A 21,358-nucleotide genomic window follows, 5' to 3' on the forward strand; every position below is an offset into this window, starting at 1 on the left:
TCAGACCGAAGCTGGCTTCGAATGTTCTACATATAAAGGAAGGGACGGGATTTACATGTTATTCTCCAAAATACTAGTTGCTTATGATGGTTCGAAAGCTTCAAATAAAGCACTCGATCGTGCGATTGAGTTAGCCAAAGTTTCTCCGGGTGCAGTCTTGGATGTTATTCATGCCTTTGACTTTCCACGTGTATTCATCGGGGAAGGATTGGCACCTTTGCCACCTTCTTTGAATAATGACTACTATAATCTGGCGGTGCAAACGACGGATGAAGCGAAAGAGCGGATTCAGGCTGCTGGCGTTACAGCAAACGTGGATCTGATTCAAGGAGCTGCTGCCGAGGTCCTTCTCGATTATGCCAAAGAGAACGGATCGGATATCATCATTATTGGTAGTCGTGGTCTTGGTGGAATCCGGGAATTTGTCTTGGGTAGCGTTAGTCACAACGTAGTGCAGCATGCTCAGGTTCCGGTACTTATCGTGAAATAATTATAGAATGTGTGTATACACATAATAGAGAAAAGCCGGCTGTCTTCGATAGGTTGAAGAGGGGTCGGCTTTCTTTTTTGGAATAAAAGGGATGCAGTATCTCCGAATGATCGGTTATTTCCGAACATTACATTTGTCAATATGTTAAATGTTCGTCTTTAAGTTGACATTAGCTGTAGGGGATTGTTAGAATGTTAGATGTGTCGATCAGTTATATATAAGGTCGAGTAGGTTCGAAAGATGTGGAATTTTCAATTTTATTGAATTAATTTGTTGAAATAGATATTTGCTCGTATAACGCCGGGAATAGGGCCCGGAAGTATCTACCCGGGAACCGTAAATTTCCGGACTACGAGGAGATACGGCTGAGAGACGCATGAAATCAGATGCGGACAGCAAGCCTGCCTTTGGCATGCCCAAATGCGGGATACGTATTTCTTGGAGTCCGGTGTCCGGAGAAAATGTGATGTTTTCGCGGGTAGCGGATTTTTTCATTTCACAATAAACGAGAAGCAACAGGATGAAACCAAAACGCTCAGACGGGAGTTGGATGTATTCATGTCAGTACAGGTGGCTGTAATTATGGGCAGTAAGTCGGATTGGGAAACGATGAAGTATGCTTGTGAGGTGCTGGACGAGCTGGAGATTGGGTATGAAAAAAAAGTCGTATCCGCGCATCGCACACCAGATTTGATGTTTGAATATGCGGAGCAAGCGATTGACCGTGGATTCAAGGTTATCATTGCGGGTGCGGGTGGGGCAGCTCATCTGCCCGGTATGGTCGCTTCCAAAACGATGCTTCCGGTCATTGGAGTTCCCGTGCAATCCAAGGCGCTAAATGGTCTCGATTCCTTGCTGTCCATTGTTCAGATGCCTGGTGGCATTCCCGTCGCAACGGTAGCGATTGGCAAAGCAGGTGCAACGAATGCCGGATTGCTTGCGGCTCAGATCATCGGTGCTTTTGACCAGGATGTCCAACGTCGCAGCGAAGCCCGCAGAGAGCGAATCAAACAAGAAGTGCTCGAAAGCAGTGACGAAATATGAATAGTACAAGAATACAACCCGGATCAGCAGGCAAAGCAGAACGTGTCTTGCTCCCAGGAAAAACAACCATTGGTGTTCTCGGAGGCGGGCAGCTTGGACGGATGCTGACACTTGCCGGAACAGCGATGGGTTATCGGTTCGTTACACTTGATCCGGCAGCAGATGCTCCTTGTGGACAAATTGCCGATCAGATTGAAGCGGGATATGACGATGAAAAGGCTGCACTCGAACTGGCTCGGCAGTGTGATGTAATCACCTATGAGTTTGAGAATGTAGACGCAGATGTTGCTTCTCTCCTAGAACGGGAATCCTATGTACCGCAAGGAAGTGCGTTATTGTACACAACCCAGCATCGTTTGCGTGAAAAACGAGCCATTGAGGCGGCTGGTGTACGTGTAGCCCCTTACCGGGAAATTACAAGCAAGCACACAATGAAGGCAGCCGTGAGTGAACTTGGTGTTCCTTGTGTACTGAAGACAGTGACAGGCGGATATGACGGCAAGGGTCAGCGGGTTATACGAGAAACAAATCAGGCGATAGCTGCCTATGAAGAACTCGCAGCTACCGGTGCGGAACTGGTATTGGAGCAATTTATTAAATTTGACTGCGAGATTTCAGTCGTTGTTGCACGCAGCACGAATGGGGAAATTAAGACGTTCCCGCCTGCGGAGAACATTCATGTGAACAACATTTTGCATGCTTCGATCGTACCAGCAAGAGTGGCGACCGAAATACAGATTGAGGCGCAGAAGTTGGCGGCAGCAGTGGCTCAATCCATCCAAGCCGTTGGATTGCTGGCAGTGGAGTTGTTTGTTGCGGCAGATGGAAGACTGTATGTGAATGAGTTGGCACCTAGGCCGCATAATTCCGGCCACTATACGATGGAGGCCTGTGCCACATCACAATTTGAACAGCATATTCGTGCGATTTGCGGATTGCCGCTTGGAGATACTTCATTATTGAGCCCGGTTGTTATGGTCAATGTGCTTGGAGAACATCTGGAAGGTATAATTGCCAGAACGGGTCAGGCTGACGCGGAAGCGTTGGAACTCGGTGTGATTCCTAAGCTTCATATATATGGTAAATCCGAAGCGAAGAAAGGACGGAAAATGGGGCATGTCAATCTGCTCTGTCAGGATGTCGAAGAAGGATTACAATGGATTGAACAAACTAATCTTTGGAGGAATACAAATTTATGATCGAACGTTATAGCAGACCCGAAATGAGAGCTATTTGGACTGAGGAGAACAAATTCAAGTCATGGCTGGAAGTTGAAATTTGTGCATGTGAAGCTTGGGCAGAGCTTGGCGTCATTCCTAAGGAAGAAGCAGCATTGCTTCGTCAGAACGCTTCTTTTGACATCGATCGCATTTACGAGATTGAACAGGAAACACGTCATGACGTTATTGCTTTCACACGTACGGTATCGGAAAGTCTGGGAGCAGAGCGGAAATGGGTGCACTACGGACTGACTTCCACGGATGTCGTTGATACGGCTCTCGGATATGTACTCCGTCAGGCAAACGAAATCTTGGAACGTGATATCGTGAACTTTATCGAAATTTTACGTGACAAAGCGAAGACTTATCAGCACACGCCAATGATGGGACGTACACATGGGGTGCATGCAGAGCCAACGACGTTTGGTCTGAAAATGGCACTCTGGCATGAAGAAATGAAACGGAATCTGGAGCGTTTCCGCCACGCGGCAGATAACGTACAGTACGGTAAAATCTCTGGAGCAGTTGGGACTTACGCGAACATCGATCCATTTGTTGAAGAGTTTGTCTGCGAGAAGCTGGGTACGAAGCCTGCACCAATCTCGACTCAAACGCTGCAACGTGACCGTCATGCAGAATACATGGCTACACTGGCATTGATCGCAACATCTTTGGACAAGTTCGCTACAGAAGTACGTGCGCTGCAAAAGAGCGAGTTCCGTGAAGTGGAAGAAGCATTTGCGAAGGGTCAAAAGGGATCTTCGGCAATGCCGCACAAACGTAACCCAATCGGCAGTGAAAATATTTCCGGTCTGTCCCGCGTCATTCGTGGACATATGGTATCGGCATACGAGAACGTGACACTGTGGCATGAGCGTGATATCTCGCACTCTTCCGTAGAGCGTATCATTCTGCCGGATGCAACGATGCTGCTGAACTACATGCTGAACCGTTTCGGTAACATCGTGAAGAACTTGACGGTATTCCCTGAAAATATGAAACGTAATATGGAGCGCACCTTCGGCGTGCCATTCTCCGGTCGAGTGATGACCAAGTTGATCGACAAAGGTTTCAGCCGCGAGCAGGCATACGATACCGTTCAACCACGTGCCATGCAGGCATGGGAAGAACAACGCCAGTTCCAGGATATAGTGAAATCCACACCGGAAATTACTGAAGTGCTAAGCGAAGATGAAATCGCAGATGCGTTCAACCCATCATGGCACCTGAAGCACGTAGACACCATCTTCAAAAAGCTTGGTTTGAACGACTAATATAATACTCTCATAAGGCTAGAGAACAGAATGATGGGTCAGCAGGGAACGCAGAGGACAGAAATAAGCTGAAGAAGCGAAGCTAAAAGCTTTCTGAAAGAAAGCTACTTCGGAAGCATACGCTTCGCCTTTATCCCCGGATTTGCACTTTGAAAAAGTGGAATCAAAAAATCTGGGGATAACAGCGATCGGAAGATTGTTCTGTCATCGGAGTGGAGTCCGCACCATCAGGATTCTGTTCTTAGCCTTACATCTCCTGAAAGAAGGTGAGCCTCCATGGCGCTGTCCACTGCGGCAGATCTCGTTAAAGCTCCTTTGTTATATAAGGGAAAAGTACGTGAGTTGTACGATCTGGGTGAACATTTTCTTATCGTGGTTACGGACCGGATTTCGGCATTTGACTATGTGCTGGACCCAGCTGTTCCCGAGAAGGGCAATGTGCTTAATAAACTGAGCAGCTTCTGGTTTGAACTGACGGGCGACATGATGGATAACCACGTGGTGCATACGGATGTAAACCAATTGGACGATATCATTACTGATCCTGAACTGCTCAAAGACCGCATCATGGTGACCCGCAAAGCCGAGCGCATTGATATTGAATGTGTGGTGCGTGGATACATTACCGGTGGCGGATGGAGACAATATGAGAAAAGCGGAGAGGTCAACGGCATCAAGCTGCCGGATGGACTTCGCAAAAACGCCAAGCTCGACGTTCCCATCTTCACCCCAGCAGCTAAAAACGATGTCGGTCATGACGAAGACATCCCGATGGATCGAATGAAAGAACTTGTCGGAGATGCTCTCGCGATTGAGCTTCAGGAAAAGAGCCTGCGTCTCTACGAATTTGCTCGCGACTATTGCGATCAGCGGGGAATCATTCTCGCAGACTGCAAATTCGAGTTCGGTATGGTCGATGGTAAAGTCATTCTGATCGATGAAATCTTCACGCCAGACGCTTCTCGCTTCTGGGCCAAAGAGAATTACGAACTCGACATCGAGATCGATAGCATGGATAAAGAGCCGGTACGCACATATCTGTTAGGCAGCGATTGGGACAAGAACAGCAAACCTGACCCGCTGCCACAAGAGGTAGTGGAGGCCACAACCGCAAGGTACGTCGATATTTATAACCGTTTAACGGAAAAGTAAGTTTGAGTAAGGGACGTTTGAGTGTAGGCTACGGGAAAGTTTGAGGAGGCTAACGTTTGAGCGGGCTACGGGTAAGTTTGGCTTTCGATCGCTGTTGCCCCCGGAATGTTTTGATTGGAATCCTTTTTTCAAAAGGAGACATTCCGGTTGCAAAGGCGAAGCATATGCTTACGAAGTAGCTTTCTTTCAGAAAGCTTTTAGCTTCGCTTCTCCAGCTCAAATCTTTCCCTCCGCCAGTTTCAAACTGGGGATGAGGCAATTAAGTGCGGAGGCTTCCCACAGGTAGGGAAGCCTGAAAAAATTACGAGAATTAAATTCATTGATTACTAAACTATTTTATAGACCATTCACTGTTTTCACGTAATGGTCAGACTAGACCATTACCACCGTGCAACGTAAAAGGTTTAGGCCTTTAAAAACGTCCGTATGGACTAGCGGAGGGGCGGAATTGTTCTTAAAGGAGCGATAGCGTTCGCCTTTGTCCCCGGGTTTTAACCGCATAGCGGGCCAAAACAATTCAGAAAAACCTGGGGACAACAGCGACCGGAAGAACAATCCGCCCCGGAGCAAGCTCCCAAGTCACTTTTTTTAACAGCGTAAAGCATTTATCCCGTTCATTACTGAGGAGGAACATAAGGATCATGATCAAAGCAACCGTCTATGTCACTATTAAGCAAAGCGTTCTCGACCCGCAAGGAGTAGCTGTTCAAGGTGCCCTGCATTCGATGGGATTCAATGAAGTGGAAAGTGTACGGATTGGTAAAGTCATGGAACTGACTCTGGATACAACAGACCGTGCGGAAGCGGAGAAACGATTGACAGTAATGTGTGAGAAGCTGCTGGCTAACACCGTTGTTGAAGATTACCGCTACGAATTGGAGGGTTAACCCCATGAAATTTGCAGTTCTTGTGTTTCCTGGCTCCAACTGCGACATCGACTGTTACAAAGCAGTAGAAGATGCGATTGGACAAGAGGTTGATTATGTATGGCACACGGCTACAGATCTATCGGCTTATGATTGTATCCTAGTTCCAGGTGGTTTCTCTTATGGTGACTATCTGCGTTGCGGAGCGATCTCCCGTTTTGCACCCGTAATGAATGAGGTAGCTAAGGCTGCTGAACAAGGTAAATATATTCTCGGCATTTGTAACGGATTCCAGATCCTCACTGAGGCGGGATTGCTTCCAGGTGCATTGATCCGCAATATGTCGCTGAAATTCCGTTGTCACGATACGGTGTTGAAAGTAGCGAATGCAGATACTCCATTTACACGTGACTATGCACCGGGGGAAGAGATTGTTATTCCAATTGCTCACGGTGAAGGAAACTATTACTGTGACGAGGAAACACTCGCGAGTTTGCAGGCAAACAACCAGATCGTCTTTACGTATGGCAGCAACCCGAACGGTTCCCTGGGTGATATCGCGGGAATCTGTAATGAGGGTGGAAACGTGGTTGGTATGATGCCACATCCAGAGCGCGCGGTGGACTCACTGCTGGGTTCGGAAGACGGCAAACGTATGTTTACATCTATTTTGAAAGCATGGAGGGATCGGTATGACGCAGCAGCTATCCGCTAAGGAACCGACAGCAGAACAGGTCGCAGAACATAAACTTTACGCACAAATGGGCGTGTCTGACAGCGAGTATGAGCTGATCTGTGAGTTCATGGGGCGTAAGCCGAACTACACGGAGATTGGTGTTTTCAGTGTTATGTGGTCGGAGCACTGCGCATACAAAAACTCCAAGCCGTTACTGCGTCGATTCCCTACAAGTGGACCGCGTGTCCTGATGGGTCCGGGTGAAGGTGCCGGGATCGTAGATATCGGTGACAATCAGGCCGTTGTATTCAAAATTGAAAGCCATAACCATCCTTCCGCGGTTGAGCCTTACCAAGGTGCGGCAACAGGTGTTGGCGGCATTATCCGTGATATTTTCTCTATGGGAGCAAGACCGGTAGCTTTGTTGAATTCCTTGCGTTTTGGCAAGCTGGAAAGTGATCGCGTTAAATATCTGTTCGAGCACGTGGTAGCAGGTATTGCTGGATACGGAAACTGTATTGGTATTCCTACTGTTGCTGGTGAAGTCATGTTTGATGAGAGCTATGAAGGCAATCCGCTGGTTAACGCGATGTGTGTGGGTCTGATTGATCATGACAAGATTCAGCGCGGCGTAGCTAAAGGCGTAGGAAACCCTGTGTATTATGTAGGGCCGCCAACAGGCCGTGATGGTATTCATGGAGCAACCTTTGCATCCGTTGAGCTGACGGAAGAATCCGAGTCCCAACGCACAGCGGTTCAGGTCGGTGACCCGTTCATGGAAAAACTCGTAATGGAGTCTTGCCTCGAATTAATCGATACCGGTATCGTGCTTGGTATTCAGGATATGGGCGCAGCAGGTCTGACGTGCTCCAGTGCGGAAATGGCAAGTAAGGCGGGCAATGGTCTGGAACTGTATCTGGATCAGGTGCCACAGCGTGAAGAAGGCATGACACCTTACGAGATGATGTTGTCCGAGTCCCAAGAACGGATGTTGTTCGTCGTTGAGCCTAAGGATGAGGCGCAGGCGATGGAAATCTTTGAACGTTGGGGCGTAATCTGTGCAAAAGTCGGTAAAGTAACGGATGATGGTCGTCTGAAATTGATTCACCACGGCGAAGTGGTTGGAGATATGCCGGTAACAGCACTGGTTGACGAGTGCCCTGTGTATGACAAACCATCTTCTGTACCTGCTTACTACGAGCAAAGTGCCTCTATCGACACCCTTCGTTATGATGAAGTGTCGGATCTCGGCGGTGCATTGAAACAAGTGTTGGCATCCCCAACAGTAGCGAGCAAGAAGTGGGTTTATGATCAATATGATTACATGGTGCGTACAAGTACTGCGGTTCGTCCAGGTTCGGATGCAGCCGTAGTTACGATTCGTGGTACACGTAAGGGTCTGGCGATGACAACGGACTGTAATGGACGCTATGTTTACCTTGATCCTGAAGTAGGTGGACGGATTGCCGTAAGTGAAGCAGCGCGTAACATTGTATGTTCCGGTGCAGAGCCATTGGCAATCACGGACAACCTGAACTTCGGTAACCCGGAGAAGCCGGATATTTTCTGGCAAATGGAAAAAGCAGTAGACGGTATGGCGGAAGCTTGTCGTGTGCTGGATACGCCGGTCATCGGTGGTAACGTAAGTCTGTATAACGAAAACGCCAAAGGCTCCATCTATCCAACGCCAGTTGTCGGTATGGTAGGTCTCGTTCATGATACGGATCATATCACGACACAGGGCTTTAAAGCCGAAGGTGACGTAATTATCCTGCTCGGTGAAACGAAAGCTGAACTGGGTGGTAGTGAACTGCAATATGCGGTTCATGGCAAAACGGAAGGCCGTCCACCGCAGCTCGACCTCAACACGGAAAAAGCACTGCTTAATACGGTACTGGAAGCAATTCAGTCCGGCCTCGTTCGCTCTGCGCATGACTTGTCTGAAGGTGGTCTTGCTGTAGCATTGGCTGAGTCTTGCATTAGCGGCAACGTGGGTGCACAGGTTAATGTTGAGACGGCATTGCGTGCAGATCATACGCTGTTCAGTGAGAGTCAATCTCGTATTCTGCTGTCGGCTTCGCCGGAGCAAGCTGGTAAGCTGGAAGCTTTTGTACGTGAACGCGGTGTGCCTGTAGCTGTTATTGGACGTGTAGAAGGAAGTAACCTGACAATTGAATTGAACGGAACATCAGCCGTGAACGAACCTGTAGGAGGTTTAGCTCAGGTCTGGGAGGATGCGATTCCATGTCTCATGAACTGACGACAGGACCATTGTGGACAGGTGATTATTATAACGAAGGGTCCGGCAAGGAAGGACTCGACAAATTAAAGGAAGAATGCGGAGTATTCGGGGTGTTCAAACACCCTGACGCCGCATCACTATCCTATTATGGCTTGCATGCCCTTCAACACCGGGGTGAAGAAAGTGCAGGAATGTGTGTAAGTGACGGTAACGAGTTTCACTACCACCGTGGTATGGGTCTGGTGAAGGAAGTCTTCACCAAAGACTTGATGCAGACGTTGACCGGGGATATCTCCATCGGACACGTTCGTTATTCAACCAGTGGTGACAGTAAGCTGACGAACGCACAACCATTGGTATTTAAATACCGCGATGGTGATCTGGCTGTAGCAACCAACGGAAATATCGTAAATGCGCCAACAATTCGGCGTGAATTGGAGCAGGGCGGGTCCATTTTTCAAACGACCAGTGATACCGAAGTTATTGCCCATCTAATCGCGAGATCTTCCAAAGGATTGGTAGAAGCCGCGAAGGATGCGTTCCAGCGTATTGTGGGTGGTTATGCATTTCTGATCATGACCAACGACAAGTTGCTGGTTGCTTCTGATCCCCATGGTCTGCGTCCGCTCACAATGGGTAAATTGGGAGATGCGTATCTGTTTGCATCCGAAACATGTGCATTGGAGACGATTGGTGCAGAGTTGATTCGTGACATTGAACCGGGTGAACTGTTGGTGCTGGATGCGGATGGTCTTCATGAAGACCGCTTCGATCATCACAAACACCGCAAGGCACTGTGCGCAATGGAGTATATCTACTTTGCCCGTCCGGACAGTGACATGAATGGTGCAAACCAGCACGCTGCGCGTAAACGGATGGGTAGCCGGATGGCGATTGAGTCGTTTGTCGATGCAGATCTGGTAACAGGTGTACCAGACTCCAGTATTTCTGCAGCAATCGGCTACGCCGAGCAGACGGGTATTCCGTATGAGATGGGTATGATCAAAAACAAATACACCGGACGTACGTTTATCCAGCCAAGCCAGGAACTGCGGGAACAAGGCGTGAAGATGAAATTGAGCGCCGTGCGTCGTGTGGTAGAAGGCAAACGCGTGGTCATGATTGACGACTCCATCGTACGGGGAACCACTTCCCGCCGGATCGTGAACATGCTGCGTGATGCCGGAGCAACAGAGGTGCATGTACGCATTACATCACCACCGTTCAAAAACCCGTGCTTCTACGGCATCGATACGCCTGACAGTCGGGAGTTGATTGCATCTCAGCTGTCGGTGGAAGAAATTTGCCGTGAAATCAACGCGGACTCCCTGTCGTTCCTCAGCCCCGATGGGCTGATTACGTCGATTCAGGGAGATAATCAGGATGACTACAAAGGCGGGCTTTGCCTCGCATGTTTTGATAATGATTACCCAACCCGCCTCGACTTCGGCGGCGAAGAGAAATTTGGCTGCAGCTGCTAGCTGTTATCCGGCTAGACAAGCGTATCTCGCAGCCTGCGCCCTTAAGCCCCGCCTTGCGGAGCAACAGGGGCCAAGGCAGCCAAGCGAAGCAGCTGCCCCCGAGCGCAGCCCGGCCCTTAGCCCTGCCTTGCGGAGCAACAGGGGCCAAGGCAGCAGTGCGAAGCAGCTACCCCCGGGCATAGCCCGAGCCCTTAGCCCCGCCTTGCGGAGCAATAGGGGCCAGGGCAGCCAAGCGAAGCAGCTGCCCCCGAGCGCAGCCCGGCCCTTAGCCTCGCCTTGCGGAGCAACAGGGGCCGGGCAGCCAGGCGAAGCAGCTGCCCCCGAGCGCAGCCCGGCCCTTAAGCCCCGCCTTGCAGAGCAATAGGGGCCAGGGCAGCCAAGCGAAGCAGCTGCCCCCGCGGGCTTGCCCCGCAGCGCAGCCGAGCGGGGTTCGCCGACCGATGGCCTTCGGCCAGCGGAATCGGCGAACAACCACGCGAGCACACGAACGAACCAACCATAGCAAGATCATACCAGCCACCCCTGCACCGCTTGTTTGGCGGGTGTCCAGAGGGCCTGCCAAGGTCCTATGGGGTCCTCCCGGGCGGGAGGATTTAGGAGGGGCGAAAAATAAGGAGCTGATTCCACTTGTCCGAAGCATACAAAAACGCCGGCGTCGATATCGCGGCAGGCAACGAAGCGGTTGAACGGATGAAAAAACATGTAAAGCGTACCTTCCGTCCGGAAGTGATGACAGATCTGGGAGGCTTTGGCGCCCTGTTCGGTTTGAACAAAGATAAATATGATGAGCCGGTGCTTGTATCCGGTACAGACGGTGTAGGAACTAAGCTGAAAATCGCATTTGCCATGGACCGTCATGATACCATCGGAATCGACGCGGTAGCCATGTGTGTGAACGACATTGTGGTACAGGGTGCAGAGCCGCTGTTCTTCCTCGACTATCTGGCTTGTGACAAAGTCATACCGGAGAAAATCGAAGCCATTGTTGCGGGAATCGCAGAAGGCTGCCATCAATCCGGTTGTGCATTAATCGGTGGGGAAACGGCTGAAATGCCGGGCATGTACAGTGAGGGTGAATACGATATTGCCGGATTTACCGTAGGTATCGTGGACAAAGCGAAAATCATTAACGGTACAACGATCTCTCCTGGCGACACAGTGATCGGACTTGCATCCAGCGGAGTGCATAGTAACGGATTCTCCTTGGTACGCAAACTATTGTTGGAACAAGCCGGATTGGGCTTGCAGGATGAAGTTGCTGAACTGGGCGGCAAGCTGGGTGACGCACTACTGGAACCAACGAAAATCTATGTGAAACCACTCCTGTCCCTGCTTGAAAAGGTAAAAGTAAAAGGCATGGCCCACATTACTGGTGGTGGCTTCATCGAGAACATCCCGCGTATGCTGCCAAGCAGCGTGAATGTAGATATTGATTATGGTTCTTGGCCGATTCTGCCAATCTTCAATCTGTTGCAAGAAAAGGGCTCCGTTTCGAACCGCGACATGTTCACCACGTTTAATATGGGGATCGGACTTGTGCTGGTCGTGAATGAAGCTGACGCAGTTGAAGCATTGGAACAACTGAAAGCATCGGGTGAAGAAGCGTACATCATTGGACGTGTGACCGAAGGAGATGCGCGAGTAACCTTCACGGGAGCGGATGTTTAATGGCGAACTACCGTATTGCTGTATTTGCCTCTGGTGAAGGGTCGAACTTTCAAGCATTGGTTGATGCAGCACGGAATGGAGGGCTGGGGGCATCCATAGATCTGCTGGTATGTGACAAACCGGCTGCACGTGTGGTGCAGCGGGCGCAGGAGGCAGGCGTGGAATGCCATCTGTTTACTCCTAAAAATTATGATTCCCGCGAAGCCTACGAGGCTGAGATCGTGGAAGTTCTTGAATCCAAAGACATTGACCTGGTTGTTCTTGCCGGATACATGAGATTGTTGACTTCGGTAGTCGTGGATCGCTATGCAGGAAGATTGATTAACATTCATCCGTCATTGTTGCCAGCGTTTGCAGGCAAAGATGCCATAGGGCAGGCACTGGAATATGGCGTTAAGATCACCGGGGTTACCGTCCACTTTGTGGATGGGGGAATGGATACAGGGCCGATTATTGCCCAGCACCCTGTTCCTATTTTGCCAGAGGATACGCCTGAGTCAATCAGCCGTTCTATTCATGCGGCCGAACAGCGGTTATACCCCGAGGTTGTTTCCTGGTTTGCGCAAGGTCTGGTTCAGTTAGACGGACGTCACGTCACTGTTAACAAACCGGTTTGATATAAGTTGAAAATTTTTTTACACATTAACGGAGAGGATAGAAAAAACCTGAAGAAGCGAAGCGTTCGCCTAAAAGCTTTCTGAAAGAAAGCTACATCGGAAGCATACGCTTTATCACCGGATTTTCCCTTTAAGAAAAGGGAATCAAAAATCTGGGGATAACAGCGATTGGAGGGTTGTTCTGTCATCGGAGTGTCCCGTGTAAACATCTTGGTTCAACTTGTATAACAGAAGTCGAAAATTGGTACGCATTTTGTGATATTTCTCGGGAAATAAATCGGTTGTGTTTCGCCATGAAACGCGAAGCCATGGGACATTAAAGGAGGAGCATATTGTGAGTATCAAAAGAGCGCTGGTCAGCGTATGGGATAAAACAGGCATCGTGGATTTTTGCCGCGAGCTGTCGCAAATGGGTGTGGAGATTATTTCGACAGGAGGTACAAGCAGTCTGTTGTCGAAGGAAGGCGTACCTGTCATCGGAATTTCGGATGTGACCGGATTCCCGGAGATTATGGACGGACGTGTTAAAACATTGCATCCAGCAGTGCATGGTGGTTTATTGGCTGTTCGTGACAGCGAAGAGCACAAGCGCCAGATGGAGGAGAATGGACTGGACTATATCGACCTCGTTGTTGTAAACCTGTATCCGTTCCAGGACACCATCGCCAAACCGGACGTAACGTATGAGGACGCAATCGAGAACATCGATATTGGTGGTCCAACCATGCTTCGTTCTGCTGCCAAAAACCATGCTTATGTTAGTGTTGTTGTAGACACAGCAGATTATGGCAAGGTGCTTGAAGAGGTCCGCAGCAATGGGGACACCACACTCGAGACACGCAAACGGCTTGCGGCAAAAGTGTTCCGCCATACAGCGGCATACGATGCAGTTATTTCTGATTATCTCTCCAACCTGAACGGTGATCCACTGCCAGAGCGTCTGACGGTTACTTACGAAAAACTCCAGGATTTGCGCTATGGCGAAAATCCACATCAGCAGGCGGCATTCTACCGCAAACCGCTGGCAGCCCAAGATACGTTGACAACAGCCGAGCAATTGCATGGCAAAGAGTTGTCCTACAATAATATCAACGATGCGAACGCAGCTTTGCAGATTGTGAAAGAATTTGAAGAACCGGCAGTTGTGGCGGTTAAACATATGAATCCTTGCGGCGTGGGTATTGGCGAAAGCATCTACGAAGCTTACGGCAAAGCTTATGCGGCTGATCCAACTTCTATCTTTGGTGGAATTGTGGCAGCCAACCGCATTATCGATAGCGATACAGCGGCTAAACTGAGTGAAATTTTCCTGGAAATCGTACTGGCTCCTGACTTTACACAAGAGGCACTCGACATCCTGACCAAAAAGAAAAATATTCGTTTGCTCAAAACGGGTGAACTGAACGCTGCCCGTAATCGGGAGAGTAAGTTCGTAGTTACCTCCATCGACGGCGGTATGATTGTGCAACAAAGTGATGTGCATTCAATTGAAGCAAGCGAGCTCAAGGTAGTTACAGATCGTGCACCATCCGAAGAAGAACTGAAACAGCTGTTGTTTGGCTGGAAAGTGGTTAAGCATGTGAAATCTAATGCGATCGTGCTTGCAGCAAACGACATGACTGTAGGTGTTGGCGCAGGGCAAATGAACCGTGTCGGCGCAGCCAAGATTGCTATTGAACAAGCTGGAGAACTAGCCAAAGGTGCCATTCTGGCATCCGATGCGTTCTTCCCAATGGGCGATACACTGGAACTTGCAGCCAAAGCTGGAGTTACAGCCGTTATTCAACCAGGTGGTTCGATCAAGGACGAAGAGTCCATCAAAGTAGCGAATGAATACGGCATTGCCATGGTCTTCACTGGCGTTCGTCACTTCAAACACTAGAGCGAAAAAGGTTTAATAAGGGGTGTCGCCTGTCATGCTTATGACTTATGGTACACCCCTTCTTTTTTAGGATATTTAAACACGTAATAGTATTACAAAACCAGTTATACACGGAGGGGGAACAACGCTAATGGATATTCTGGTAGTGGGCGGCGGTGGCCGGGAACACGCAATCATATGGGCACTGGCGAAAAGCCCGAAGGCAGGCAAGATTCATTGTGCTCCAGGAAATGCGGGCATTGCGCAGCTCGCCGAGTGTCATCCGATTGCGGTAAATGAATTCGATAAACTGACGGCACTCGCCGTGGAGCTTAACGTGGGATTGGTTGTTATTGGGCCAGACGATCCGCTCGCAGACGGCATTGTGGACGCTTTTGATAAAACAGGTATTCCGGTATTTGGACCACGCCGCAATGCAGCAGAGATTGAGGGCAGCAAAACGTTTATGAAAGACTTACTGCACAAATACAATATTCCGACTGCAGCCTATGAAAAATTCGACAATTACGAACAAGCGCAGGCTTATCTGAATGAGCAGTCCATCCCTGTGGTAATCAAGGCCGATGGGCTGGCAGCTGGAAAAGGCGTTACTGTAGCCTATTCCCGTGATGAGGCTGATCAGGCACTCCGCAGCATTATGGTGGACAAAGTATTTGGTGAAGCAGGAGCCAAAGTTATTATCGAAGAATTCCTGGCAGGTCAGGAAATGTCGATTTTGGCGTTTGTCGATGGGGAGACCGTTCGTCCGATGGCTGCTGCACAGGATCACAAACCGGTATTCGACAATGATCAGGGGCCAAACACGGGCGGAATGGGTACATACTCACCATTGCCACATATCCCCGCCTCCATCATTGAAGAAGCGGTAGAGACGATTATCAAACCAACAGCCAAAGCGATGGTATCTGAAGGGCGTCCGTTCCAAGGTGTATTGTTTGCCGGGCTGATGATTTCACCAGATGGTAAACCCAAAACGATTGAGTTCAATGCTCGTTTCGGTGATCCTGAGACGCAGGTCGTGTTGCCGCGTCTGAAGAGTGATCTGTTCGATATTTTCTGGGCAACCGTGCACGGGAAATTGGCGGATATCGAGATTGAATGGAGCGACGAAGCCGCTGTATGTGTGGTGCTTGCGTCTGGAGGTTATCCTGGTCCGTATGCAAAAGGTGTAGTTATTGAAGGACTGGATCAAGTCGATGAAGCAGTGGTATTCCATGCTGGAACCGCACGCAATGAATCTGGAGAATGGGTCACCAATGGTGGACGAATTCTAGGCGTTGTGGGTCTTGGTTCTGATATTGCCGAAGCTAGAAACAAAGCCTACGCTCAAGCGGAACGTATCCATTTTGACGGTAAACATCAACGTTCTGATATTGCTGCCAAAGCGTTGGTATAACTAATTCTAATGAATTGTAACTTGATAAAGTGAAACCTAAGGGCCCGTAAAGATGTACACCGAAAAAGGTGTTTGCATCCTGCGGGTCCTTTTCAACGTATACATAATTATCGTTTCATTGCTGGACTTGTTACTGTCCGGATAAGGCAAAGAAGAATGGTTGTACTTAGAGGCCTATAGCAGGTTTAATCGACTAAAGTAAAGGGTACCATTTCTATAAACTGGTCTATACTAATTATGTGAACCATATCACATAAAATGAACTGTAGATGCGAGAAAGACCACATACATAAAAGTTTATTTTGTGAACTCATTTTATAATCTATATTCCAAACCATAACGTGCAACTGGATGGTTTGGCGTAGAACATGTTATACTTTTCTGAAACAGGAATGAATAAGAGGGGAGGTGGATATCTATTGGGAAGGCGATATTGTAAACTGTCCAAATGGAGAATTTTGGTGGAGTAAATCGAGAAACAATGACAGCATGAGGGGAAACCCTGTTTTTAGTGAAGTAGTTTCTATAAGTGATTGACTTCATCCTGAATTCCTGTTTTGCAATTTTACAAGGTCAAAGTACAACCTATACACACTTTATCTTTTCGATTTCATATAAGGCATACGCCATATTGAACGTCAACCAGCTGTTGAATGGTTAACGAAGTTAACCAATGACGCTGTAACTATCTCTGGAGGTGAATCCCTGAGAAGCGGGGAAATCATTGGACATAATCACCATATTAAATATTGTATTACTCATTATCTTGATTGCATTGACCGCATTTTTCGTTGCATCTGAGTTCGCTGTGGTTAAGATTCGTACATCAAGAGTGGATCAATTGGTTGCCGAGGGGAATAAAAAAGCCATATTGGCCAAAAAAGTAGTCTCGGACCTCGATTATTATCTGTCAGCCTGTCAGCTCGGTATTACCGTAACTGCCCTTGGATTGGGAGCGCTCGGTAAGCCAACCGTTGAAAGGTTGTTATACCCGGTATTTAATTATCTGGACGTATCAGCTTCCATATCGGCGGTTGCTTCCTATGCGATTGCCTTTATCCTTGTCACGTTCCTGCACGTTGTGGTTGGGGAGATGGCTCCCAAAACGATGGCGATTCAATTTTCGGAAAAATTGACGCTGTTGCTCTCGCCACCGCTATATTGGTTCGGAAAAATTATGTATCCTTTCATTTGGGCGCTGAATGGTGCATCCCGCGTGCTTCTTAGGGCATTTGGCGTGAAGCCTGCCGGACATGAACAGGCCTACTCGGAGGATGAGATCAAAATCATCATGAACCAGAGTTATGAAGGAGACGAGAACAACAAGACCAAGCTTTCGTATCTGGAAAACGTATTCGTATTCGATGAGCGTGATGCCAAAGATATCATGGTTCCGAGGACAGAGCTTGTGACACTTAATCAGAATATGACTTATGACGATATCATTCCGATATTGGATGAGCATAATTATTCACGTTATCCCGTCATCGAGGATGGGGACAAGGACCGAATTGTCGGTGTTGTGAATGTGAAAAAGATTTTGCCTGACATGGTTGCCCTTAGGGAGCACCAACTTATCGATTTTGTTCGGGAGATTCCCTTCGTTTCTGAAGTTACAAGTATCCAGGATGTGATGATCAAGATGCAACAGGAACGCGTGCACATGGCTGTGGTCGTGGATGAATATGGAGGTACTTCGGGAATCATTACAATGGAGGATATTCTGGAGGAGCTTGTCGGCGAGATTCGGGATGAGTTCGATGCTGATGAAGTTGCTGACATTCAGGTAACCGGAGAAAACAAATATCTCATTAACGGCCGGGTGCTGCTGGATGAGTTGGAGCGGCAGTTTGGGATTGTCTTTGAAGGCAACGAAGAAATGGATACTGTGGCCGGATGGATTCAATTCCAGAAGGGTGTCGGTGTGGAACAAGGTGATACGGTAGAACACGGTGATTACGTCTGGACCGTTGTAGACGCAGAAAATTTTCACATTAAGCAGGTTCTGCTTGAACGTGTATACGGTACTCAGGTCGATGAATCTTCCAGTGACCTGGCGTGATGTTGGTTTGATCATGACTGTAATCTAGGGTATGACTGCCCATTTGGCTACTGCCCTCAGAATTTTTAAATGTTTTGGCAACGTAGCAGGGGACGGAATCGATTCTGAAGAAGCGTAGCGTTCGCGTTTGCAAACCAATTTTAAACCTTTGAAAACAACAATTAGGGAAATTTGGAGGCAATGGCGATCGGAAGAACGAGCCGTCACCGGAACGTCACTCGTGCAACCTTAATATAAATTTTACTTGGAGGTGAATCCCTCATATTGAGGGAAATCATTGGACGGAATAATAGCCTTAAACTTATTTTTAGTAGCCGTATTTATAGGACTGACCGCCTTTTTCGTTGGAGCGGAATTTGCAATTCTGAAAGTACGGATGTCCCGAATAGATCAGTTGATCTTGGAAGGGAACAAAAAAGCGGTATTGGCCAAAAAAGTGGCTCACAATCTGGATTATTATCTATCTGCGTGTCAATTGGGTATCACGATCACAGCACTGGTATTGGGTGCGTTGGGCGAACCCACTGTTGAGAAAATGCTGCATCCGCTGTTTGAGCGATTGGAAGTCCCAGCGGCGTTGTCTACGGTACTTTCGTACGGGATTGCCTTGGCAATCATCACGTTCCTGCATGTGGTTATCGGTGAATTGGCACCGAAAACACTGGCGATCCAGTTTGCAGAGAAGATGACACTATTGCTTGCACCACCGCTGTATTGGTTTGGTAAGATCATGAATCCGTTCATCTACGCGCTGAATGGGGCTGCCCGTCTATTGCTTGGCATCTTCGGTATAAAACCAGCCGGTCACGATACGGTTCACTCCGAAGAGGAACTGAAGCTGATTATGGCGCAGAGTTACGAGAGTGGAGAAATTAATCAGACAGAGCTGGACTACCTCAAAAACATTTTTGCTTTTGATGAACGTTTGCTTCAGGAGATTATGATCCGCAAAGAAAAAATCGTTACGCTGGACAAAGAAATGCCGCTGGAACGTATGATCGAGGTTCTAAAGCAGCATGAATATACACGTTTTCCTGTGATCGAAAAAGGAAATCAGGATCACTTCGTTGGATTTATTCATACAAAGGAAATGCTTACGAGTGTTGCCGCAGGCCGGGCTTTCAACATGGATACGTTTGTACACGACATGTTGAAATTTTCGGAGTTATCGCCGATTAAGGATGTCTTGGTCCAGATGCAGCAAAGTCGTTCCCATATCGCATCAGTGCATAATGCAGAAGGGGAAACAGTTGGTCTGGTTACGATGGAGGACATTCTTGAAGAAATTGTTGGAGATATTAAGGATGAGTATGATGGCAAAGATCTGGTTCAACCGCCTAAGCGATTAAAATTAACCTAAAACATAATGCGAAATTATAAGGGTCGATGTTGTATGGCGGCAATTGAATAAAATTTAAGGAAGACAGGTTTCCGAGTGATCGGGGCCTGTTTTTTTGTCGATCTCAGTATACTCAGGCGTAATTCAGCAGGTTAAAAAGCATATATCTTAACTTTAAAACAAAAGCTTGCTTATTTAGGGTTAATGGATTAATATAAATTTAAAGAATCTTAATTTAAAGATAAATAACAAATAGCGATGCATAACAAACTGCTAAATATAACAACGATACAAATAAAACAACGATACAAATAAAACCAAGGGAGTGGAGATTATGTTCAGAACTTCAGGAATCCATCACGTTACGGCTTTTGTAGATGATGCACAGAAAAATGTTGATTTTTATGCAGGTGTATTGGCACTGAGAATGGTGAAAAAAACGATTAACTTTGATGCACCGGATGTGTACCATCTGTATTATGGCAATGAGGATGGGGCACCGGGCACCATCATCACCTTCTTCCCTCAGCAGAATGCCAGAAGAGGAGTTATCGGTGCAGGACAGACTGGCGTAACTGTATATGCGATTCCGGTGGGCAGTCTGCCATTCTGGAAAGAACGTCTGACATCCTTCGATATTCCATTTGAAAATAAAACAAGATTTGGCGAGCAGTACATTCGCTTCTTCGACAAAGGGGGTCTCTTGCTCGAATTGGTCGAGCGTGATGGAGGCCAGCCAAGTCAGTGGGCATTCAACGGTGTGCAGTCTGAACATGCCATCAAAGGTTTTGGTGGAGCTGTGTTATTCAGCCATGTACCTGACAAAACAACGGATGTGCTGACAACGATGCTCGGTCTGGAGCAGGTAGGAGAAGAGGATGGAATCATTCGTCTGCAGGCGAGCGGTGATATCGGTCAACTGATCGACATTCAATCAACTGGAATCCAGCGGGGAATTGGCGGAGCAGGGACGGTTCACCATATTGCATGGCGTGCAAAAGATTATGTCGAGCATGAACAAATGCAGCAGGAGCTTCAAAAAGCCGGATATCATCCAACTCCGGTCATTGACCGTCAGTACTTCAACGCTGTGTATTTCCGGGAGCCAGGAGGTATACTGTTTGAACTGGCTACTGATCCTCCAGGATTTGCACGAGATGAACCACAGGAGAGTATGGGCCAAAAGCTGATGCTGCCTGAATGGTATGAACCACAGCGTGAGCAGATTGAACAGCTGCTGCCACCTATTCAAGTACGTGAATGGAAAGGAGAGTCCAAATCATGACTACTACCAATACAATGAAACATATTTATAAAGCAGGTTCTCAGCCAGATGCACCCACCCTTTTGTTGCTGCACGGGACAGGTGGAACGGAGAACGATCTGGTAGGTCTGGCCGAGATGATTGCCCCAGGAGCTGGTATTCTGGGGGTGCGTGGTAACGTATCTGAAAATGGAATGCCCCGTTTCTTCCGCCGTTTGGCGGAAGGGGTGTTTGACGAAGAAGATCTCATTGCACGGACAGCGGAATTGGGTTCATTTGTGGATGCAGCTGCTTTGGAGAATGGCTTTGATCGTGCCAATGTCTTCGCACTGGGCTATTCTAACGGAGCAAACATTGCAGCAAGTCTGATCTTCCATCAGGCTGACGTATTCAAAGGAGCGATTCTGCACCATCCGATGGTACCGCTTCGCGGTTTGGAATTGCCAGACCTGAAGGGGCTGCCTGTATTCATCGGCGCAGGAGAGAATGATCCAATTGTGCCGAAACGTGAAACGGATGAATTGGCCTCACTACTTAGCGGTGCGGGTGCAGCTGTGCACATGCACTGGGAGCGTCAGGGGCATCAGTTGACCCGTACCGAGGCTGAAGCTGCTGCGGCTTGGTTTAAGACTCAGGCTTAAAAAATTTGACTGGCATTTTAAAAGGGATGTCCCATAGGTCATGA

General features: G+C 48.2%; 17 protein-coding genes and 1 riboswitch. All 17 genes read left to right on the forward strand.

Annotation, left to right across the window (positions count from 1 at the left end; translation table 11 throughout):
* Positions 1 to 55 precede the first annotated feature (55 nt).
* The 17 genes from PTQ21_RS08855 (at position 56) to PTQ21_RS08935 (ending at position 21,314) form a co-directional block, all read left to right on the forward strand.
* A complete protein-coding gene (locus tag PTQ21_RS08855; RefSeq protein ID WP_024633549.1) occupies positions 56 to 490 on the forward strand; it encodes a universal stress protein in 435 nt (144 codons plus the stop codon).
* A 270-nt stretch (positions 491 to 760) separates the two neighbouring features.
* Positions 761 to 862, forward strand: a riboswitch (purine riboswitch).
* A 186-nt stretch (positions 863 to 1,048) separates the two neighbouring features.
* Positions 1,049 to 1,534 carry a 5-(carboxyamino)imidazole ribonucleotide mutase gene (gene purE, locus PTQ21_RS08860; RefSeq protein ID WP_063568218.1) on the forward strand — a complete coding sequence of 162 codons (486 nt, stop codon included), beginning with the start codon at positions 1,049 to 1,051 and terminating at the stop codon, positions 1,532 to 1,534.
* Positions 1,531 to 2,733, forward strand: coding sequence for a 5-(carboxyamino)imidazole ribonucleotide synthase (gene purK / locus PTQ21_RS08865; RefSeq protein WP_274569535.1), 1,203 nt, complete (start codon positions 1,531 to 1,533; stop codon positions 2,731 to 2,733). Before purE ends, purK begins: the two co-directional genes overlap by 4 nt.
* The gene (gene purB / locus PTQ21_RS08870) at positions 2,730 to 4,028 is read left to right on the forward strand and encodes an adenylosuccinate lyase (RefSeq protein WP_090811727.1); all 1,299 of its coding nucleotides are present in this window, start codon (positions 2,730 to 2,732) and stop codon (positions 4,026 to 4,028) included. The genes purK and purB overlap by 4 nt, the downstream gene beginning before the upstream one ends.
* A gap of 276 nt (positions 4,029 to 4,304) precedes the next feature.
* Positions 4,305 to 5,180, forward strand: coding sequence for a phosphoribosylaminoimidazolesuccinocarboxamide synthase (locus tag PTQ21_RS08875; protein WP_274569537.1), 876 nt, complete (start codon positions 4,305 to 4,307; stop codon positions 5,178 to 5,180).
* A gap of 641 nt (positions 5,181 to 5,821) precedes the next feature.
* Positions 5,822 to 6,067, forward strand: a complete 246-nt coding sequence (gene purS, locus PTQ21_RS08880; RefSeq protein ID WP_024633544.1) for a phosphoribosylformylglycinamidine synthase subunit PurS — start codon at positions 5,822 to 5,824, stop codon at positions 6,065 to 6,067.
* A 4-nt stretch (positions 6,068 to 6,071) separates the two neighbouring features.
* Positions 6,072 to 6,761: a phosphoribosylformylglycinamidine synthase subunit PurQ gene (gene purQ, locus PTQ21_RS08885; RefSeq protein WP_274569539.1), complete on the forward strand. Its 690-nt coding sequence runs from the start codon at positions 6,072 to 6,074 to the stop codon at positions 6,759 to 6,761.
* Positions 6,739 to 8,982: a phosphoribosylformylglycinamidine synthase subunit PurL gene (gene purL, locus PTQ21_RS08890; RefSeq protein ID WP_274569540.1), complete on the forward strand. Its 2,244-nt coding sequence runs from the start codon at positions 6,739 to 6,741 to the stop codon at positions 8,980 to 8,982. Before purQ ends, purL begins: the two co-directional genes overlap by 23 nt.
* Positions 8,967 to 10,445, forward strand: coding sequence for an amidophosphoribosyltransferase (gene purF, locus PTQ21_RS08895; RefSeq protein WP_079697175.1), 1,479 nt, complete (start codon positions 8,967 to 8,969; stop codon positions 10,443 to 10,445). Before purL ends, purF begins: the two co-directional genes overlap by 16 nt.
* Before the next feature lie 627 nt (positions 10,446 to 11,072).
* Complete coding sequence (gene purM, locus PTQ21_RS08900) at positions 11,073 to 12,113, forward strand: phosphoribosylformylglycinamidine cyclo-ligase (RefSeq protein ID WP_063568060.1); 1,041 nt, start codon at positions 11,073 to 11,075, stop codon at positions 12,111 to 12,113.
* Positions 12,113 to 12,730, forward strand: a complete 618-nt coding sequence (gene purN, locus PTQ21_RS08905; RefSeq protein ID WP_274569542.1) for a phosphoribosylglycinamide formyltransferase — start codon at positions 12,113 to 12,115, stop codon at positions 12,728 to 12,730. Before purM ends, purN begins: the two co-directional genes overlap by 1 nt.
* Before the next feature lie 334 nt (positions 12,731 to 13,064).
* Positions 13,065 to 14,612, forward strand: coding sequence for a bifunctional phosphoribosylaminoimidazolecarboxamide formyltransferase/IMP cyclohydrolase (gene purH, locus PTQ21_RS08910; RefSeq protein WP_090811736.1), 1,548 nt, complete (start codon positions 13,065 to 13,067; stop codon positions 14,610 to 14,612).
* A gap of 130 nt (positions 14,613 to 14,742) precedes the next feature.
* A complete protein-coding gene (gene purD / locus PTQ21_RS08915) occupies positions 14,743 to 16,008 on the forward strand; it encodes a phosphoribosylamine--glycine ligase (RefSeq protein WP_274569545.1) in 1,266 nt (421 codons plus the stop codon).
* A gap of 724 nt (positions 16,009 to 16,732) precedes the next feature.
* Entirely contained in the window at positions 16,733 to 18,070 is a 1,338-nt protein-coding gene (locus tag PTQ21_RS08920) for a hemolysin family protein (protein ID WP_274569546.1), read from the forward strand.
* 277 nt (positions 18,071 to 18,347) lie between these two features.
* Entirely contained in the window at positions 18,348 to 19,430 is a 1,083-nt protein-coding gene (locus tag PTQ21_RS08925; RefSeq protein ID WP_274569548.1) for a hemolysin family protein, read from the forward strand.
* 313 nt (positions 19,431 to 19,743) lie between these two features.
* Positions 19,744 to 20,694, forward strand: a complete 951-nt coding sequence (locus tag PTQ21_RS08930) for a ring-cleaving dioxygenase (RefSeq protein ID WP_420800356.1) — start codon at positions 19,744 to 19,746, stop codon at positions 20,692 to 20,694.
* 14 nt (positions 20,695 to 20,708) lie between these two features.
* Positions 20,709 to 21,314: an alpha/beta hydrolase gene (locus tag PTQ21_RS08935; protein WP_274570468.1), complete on the forward strand. Its 606-nt coding sequence runs from the start codon at positions 20,709 to 20,711 to the stop codon at positions 21,312 to 21,314.
* Positions 21,315 to 21,358 lie beyond the last annotated feature (44 nt).

Origin of the sequence: Paenibacillus marchantiae (assembly GCF_028771845.1) — a bacterium.
GTDB classification, from domain to species: Bacteria; Bacillota; Bacilli; order Paenibacillales; family Paenibacillaceae; genus Paenibacillus; species Paenibacillus marchantiae.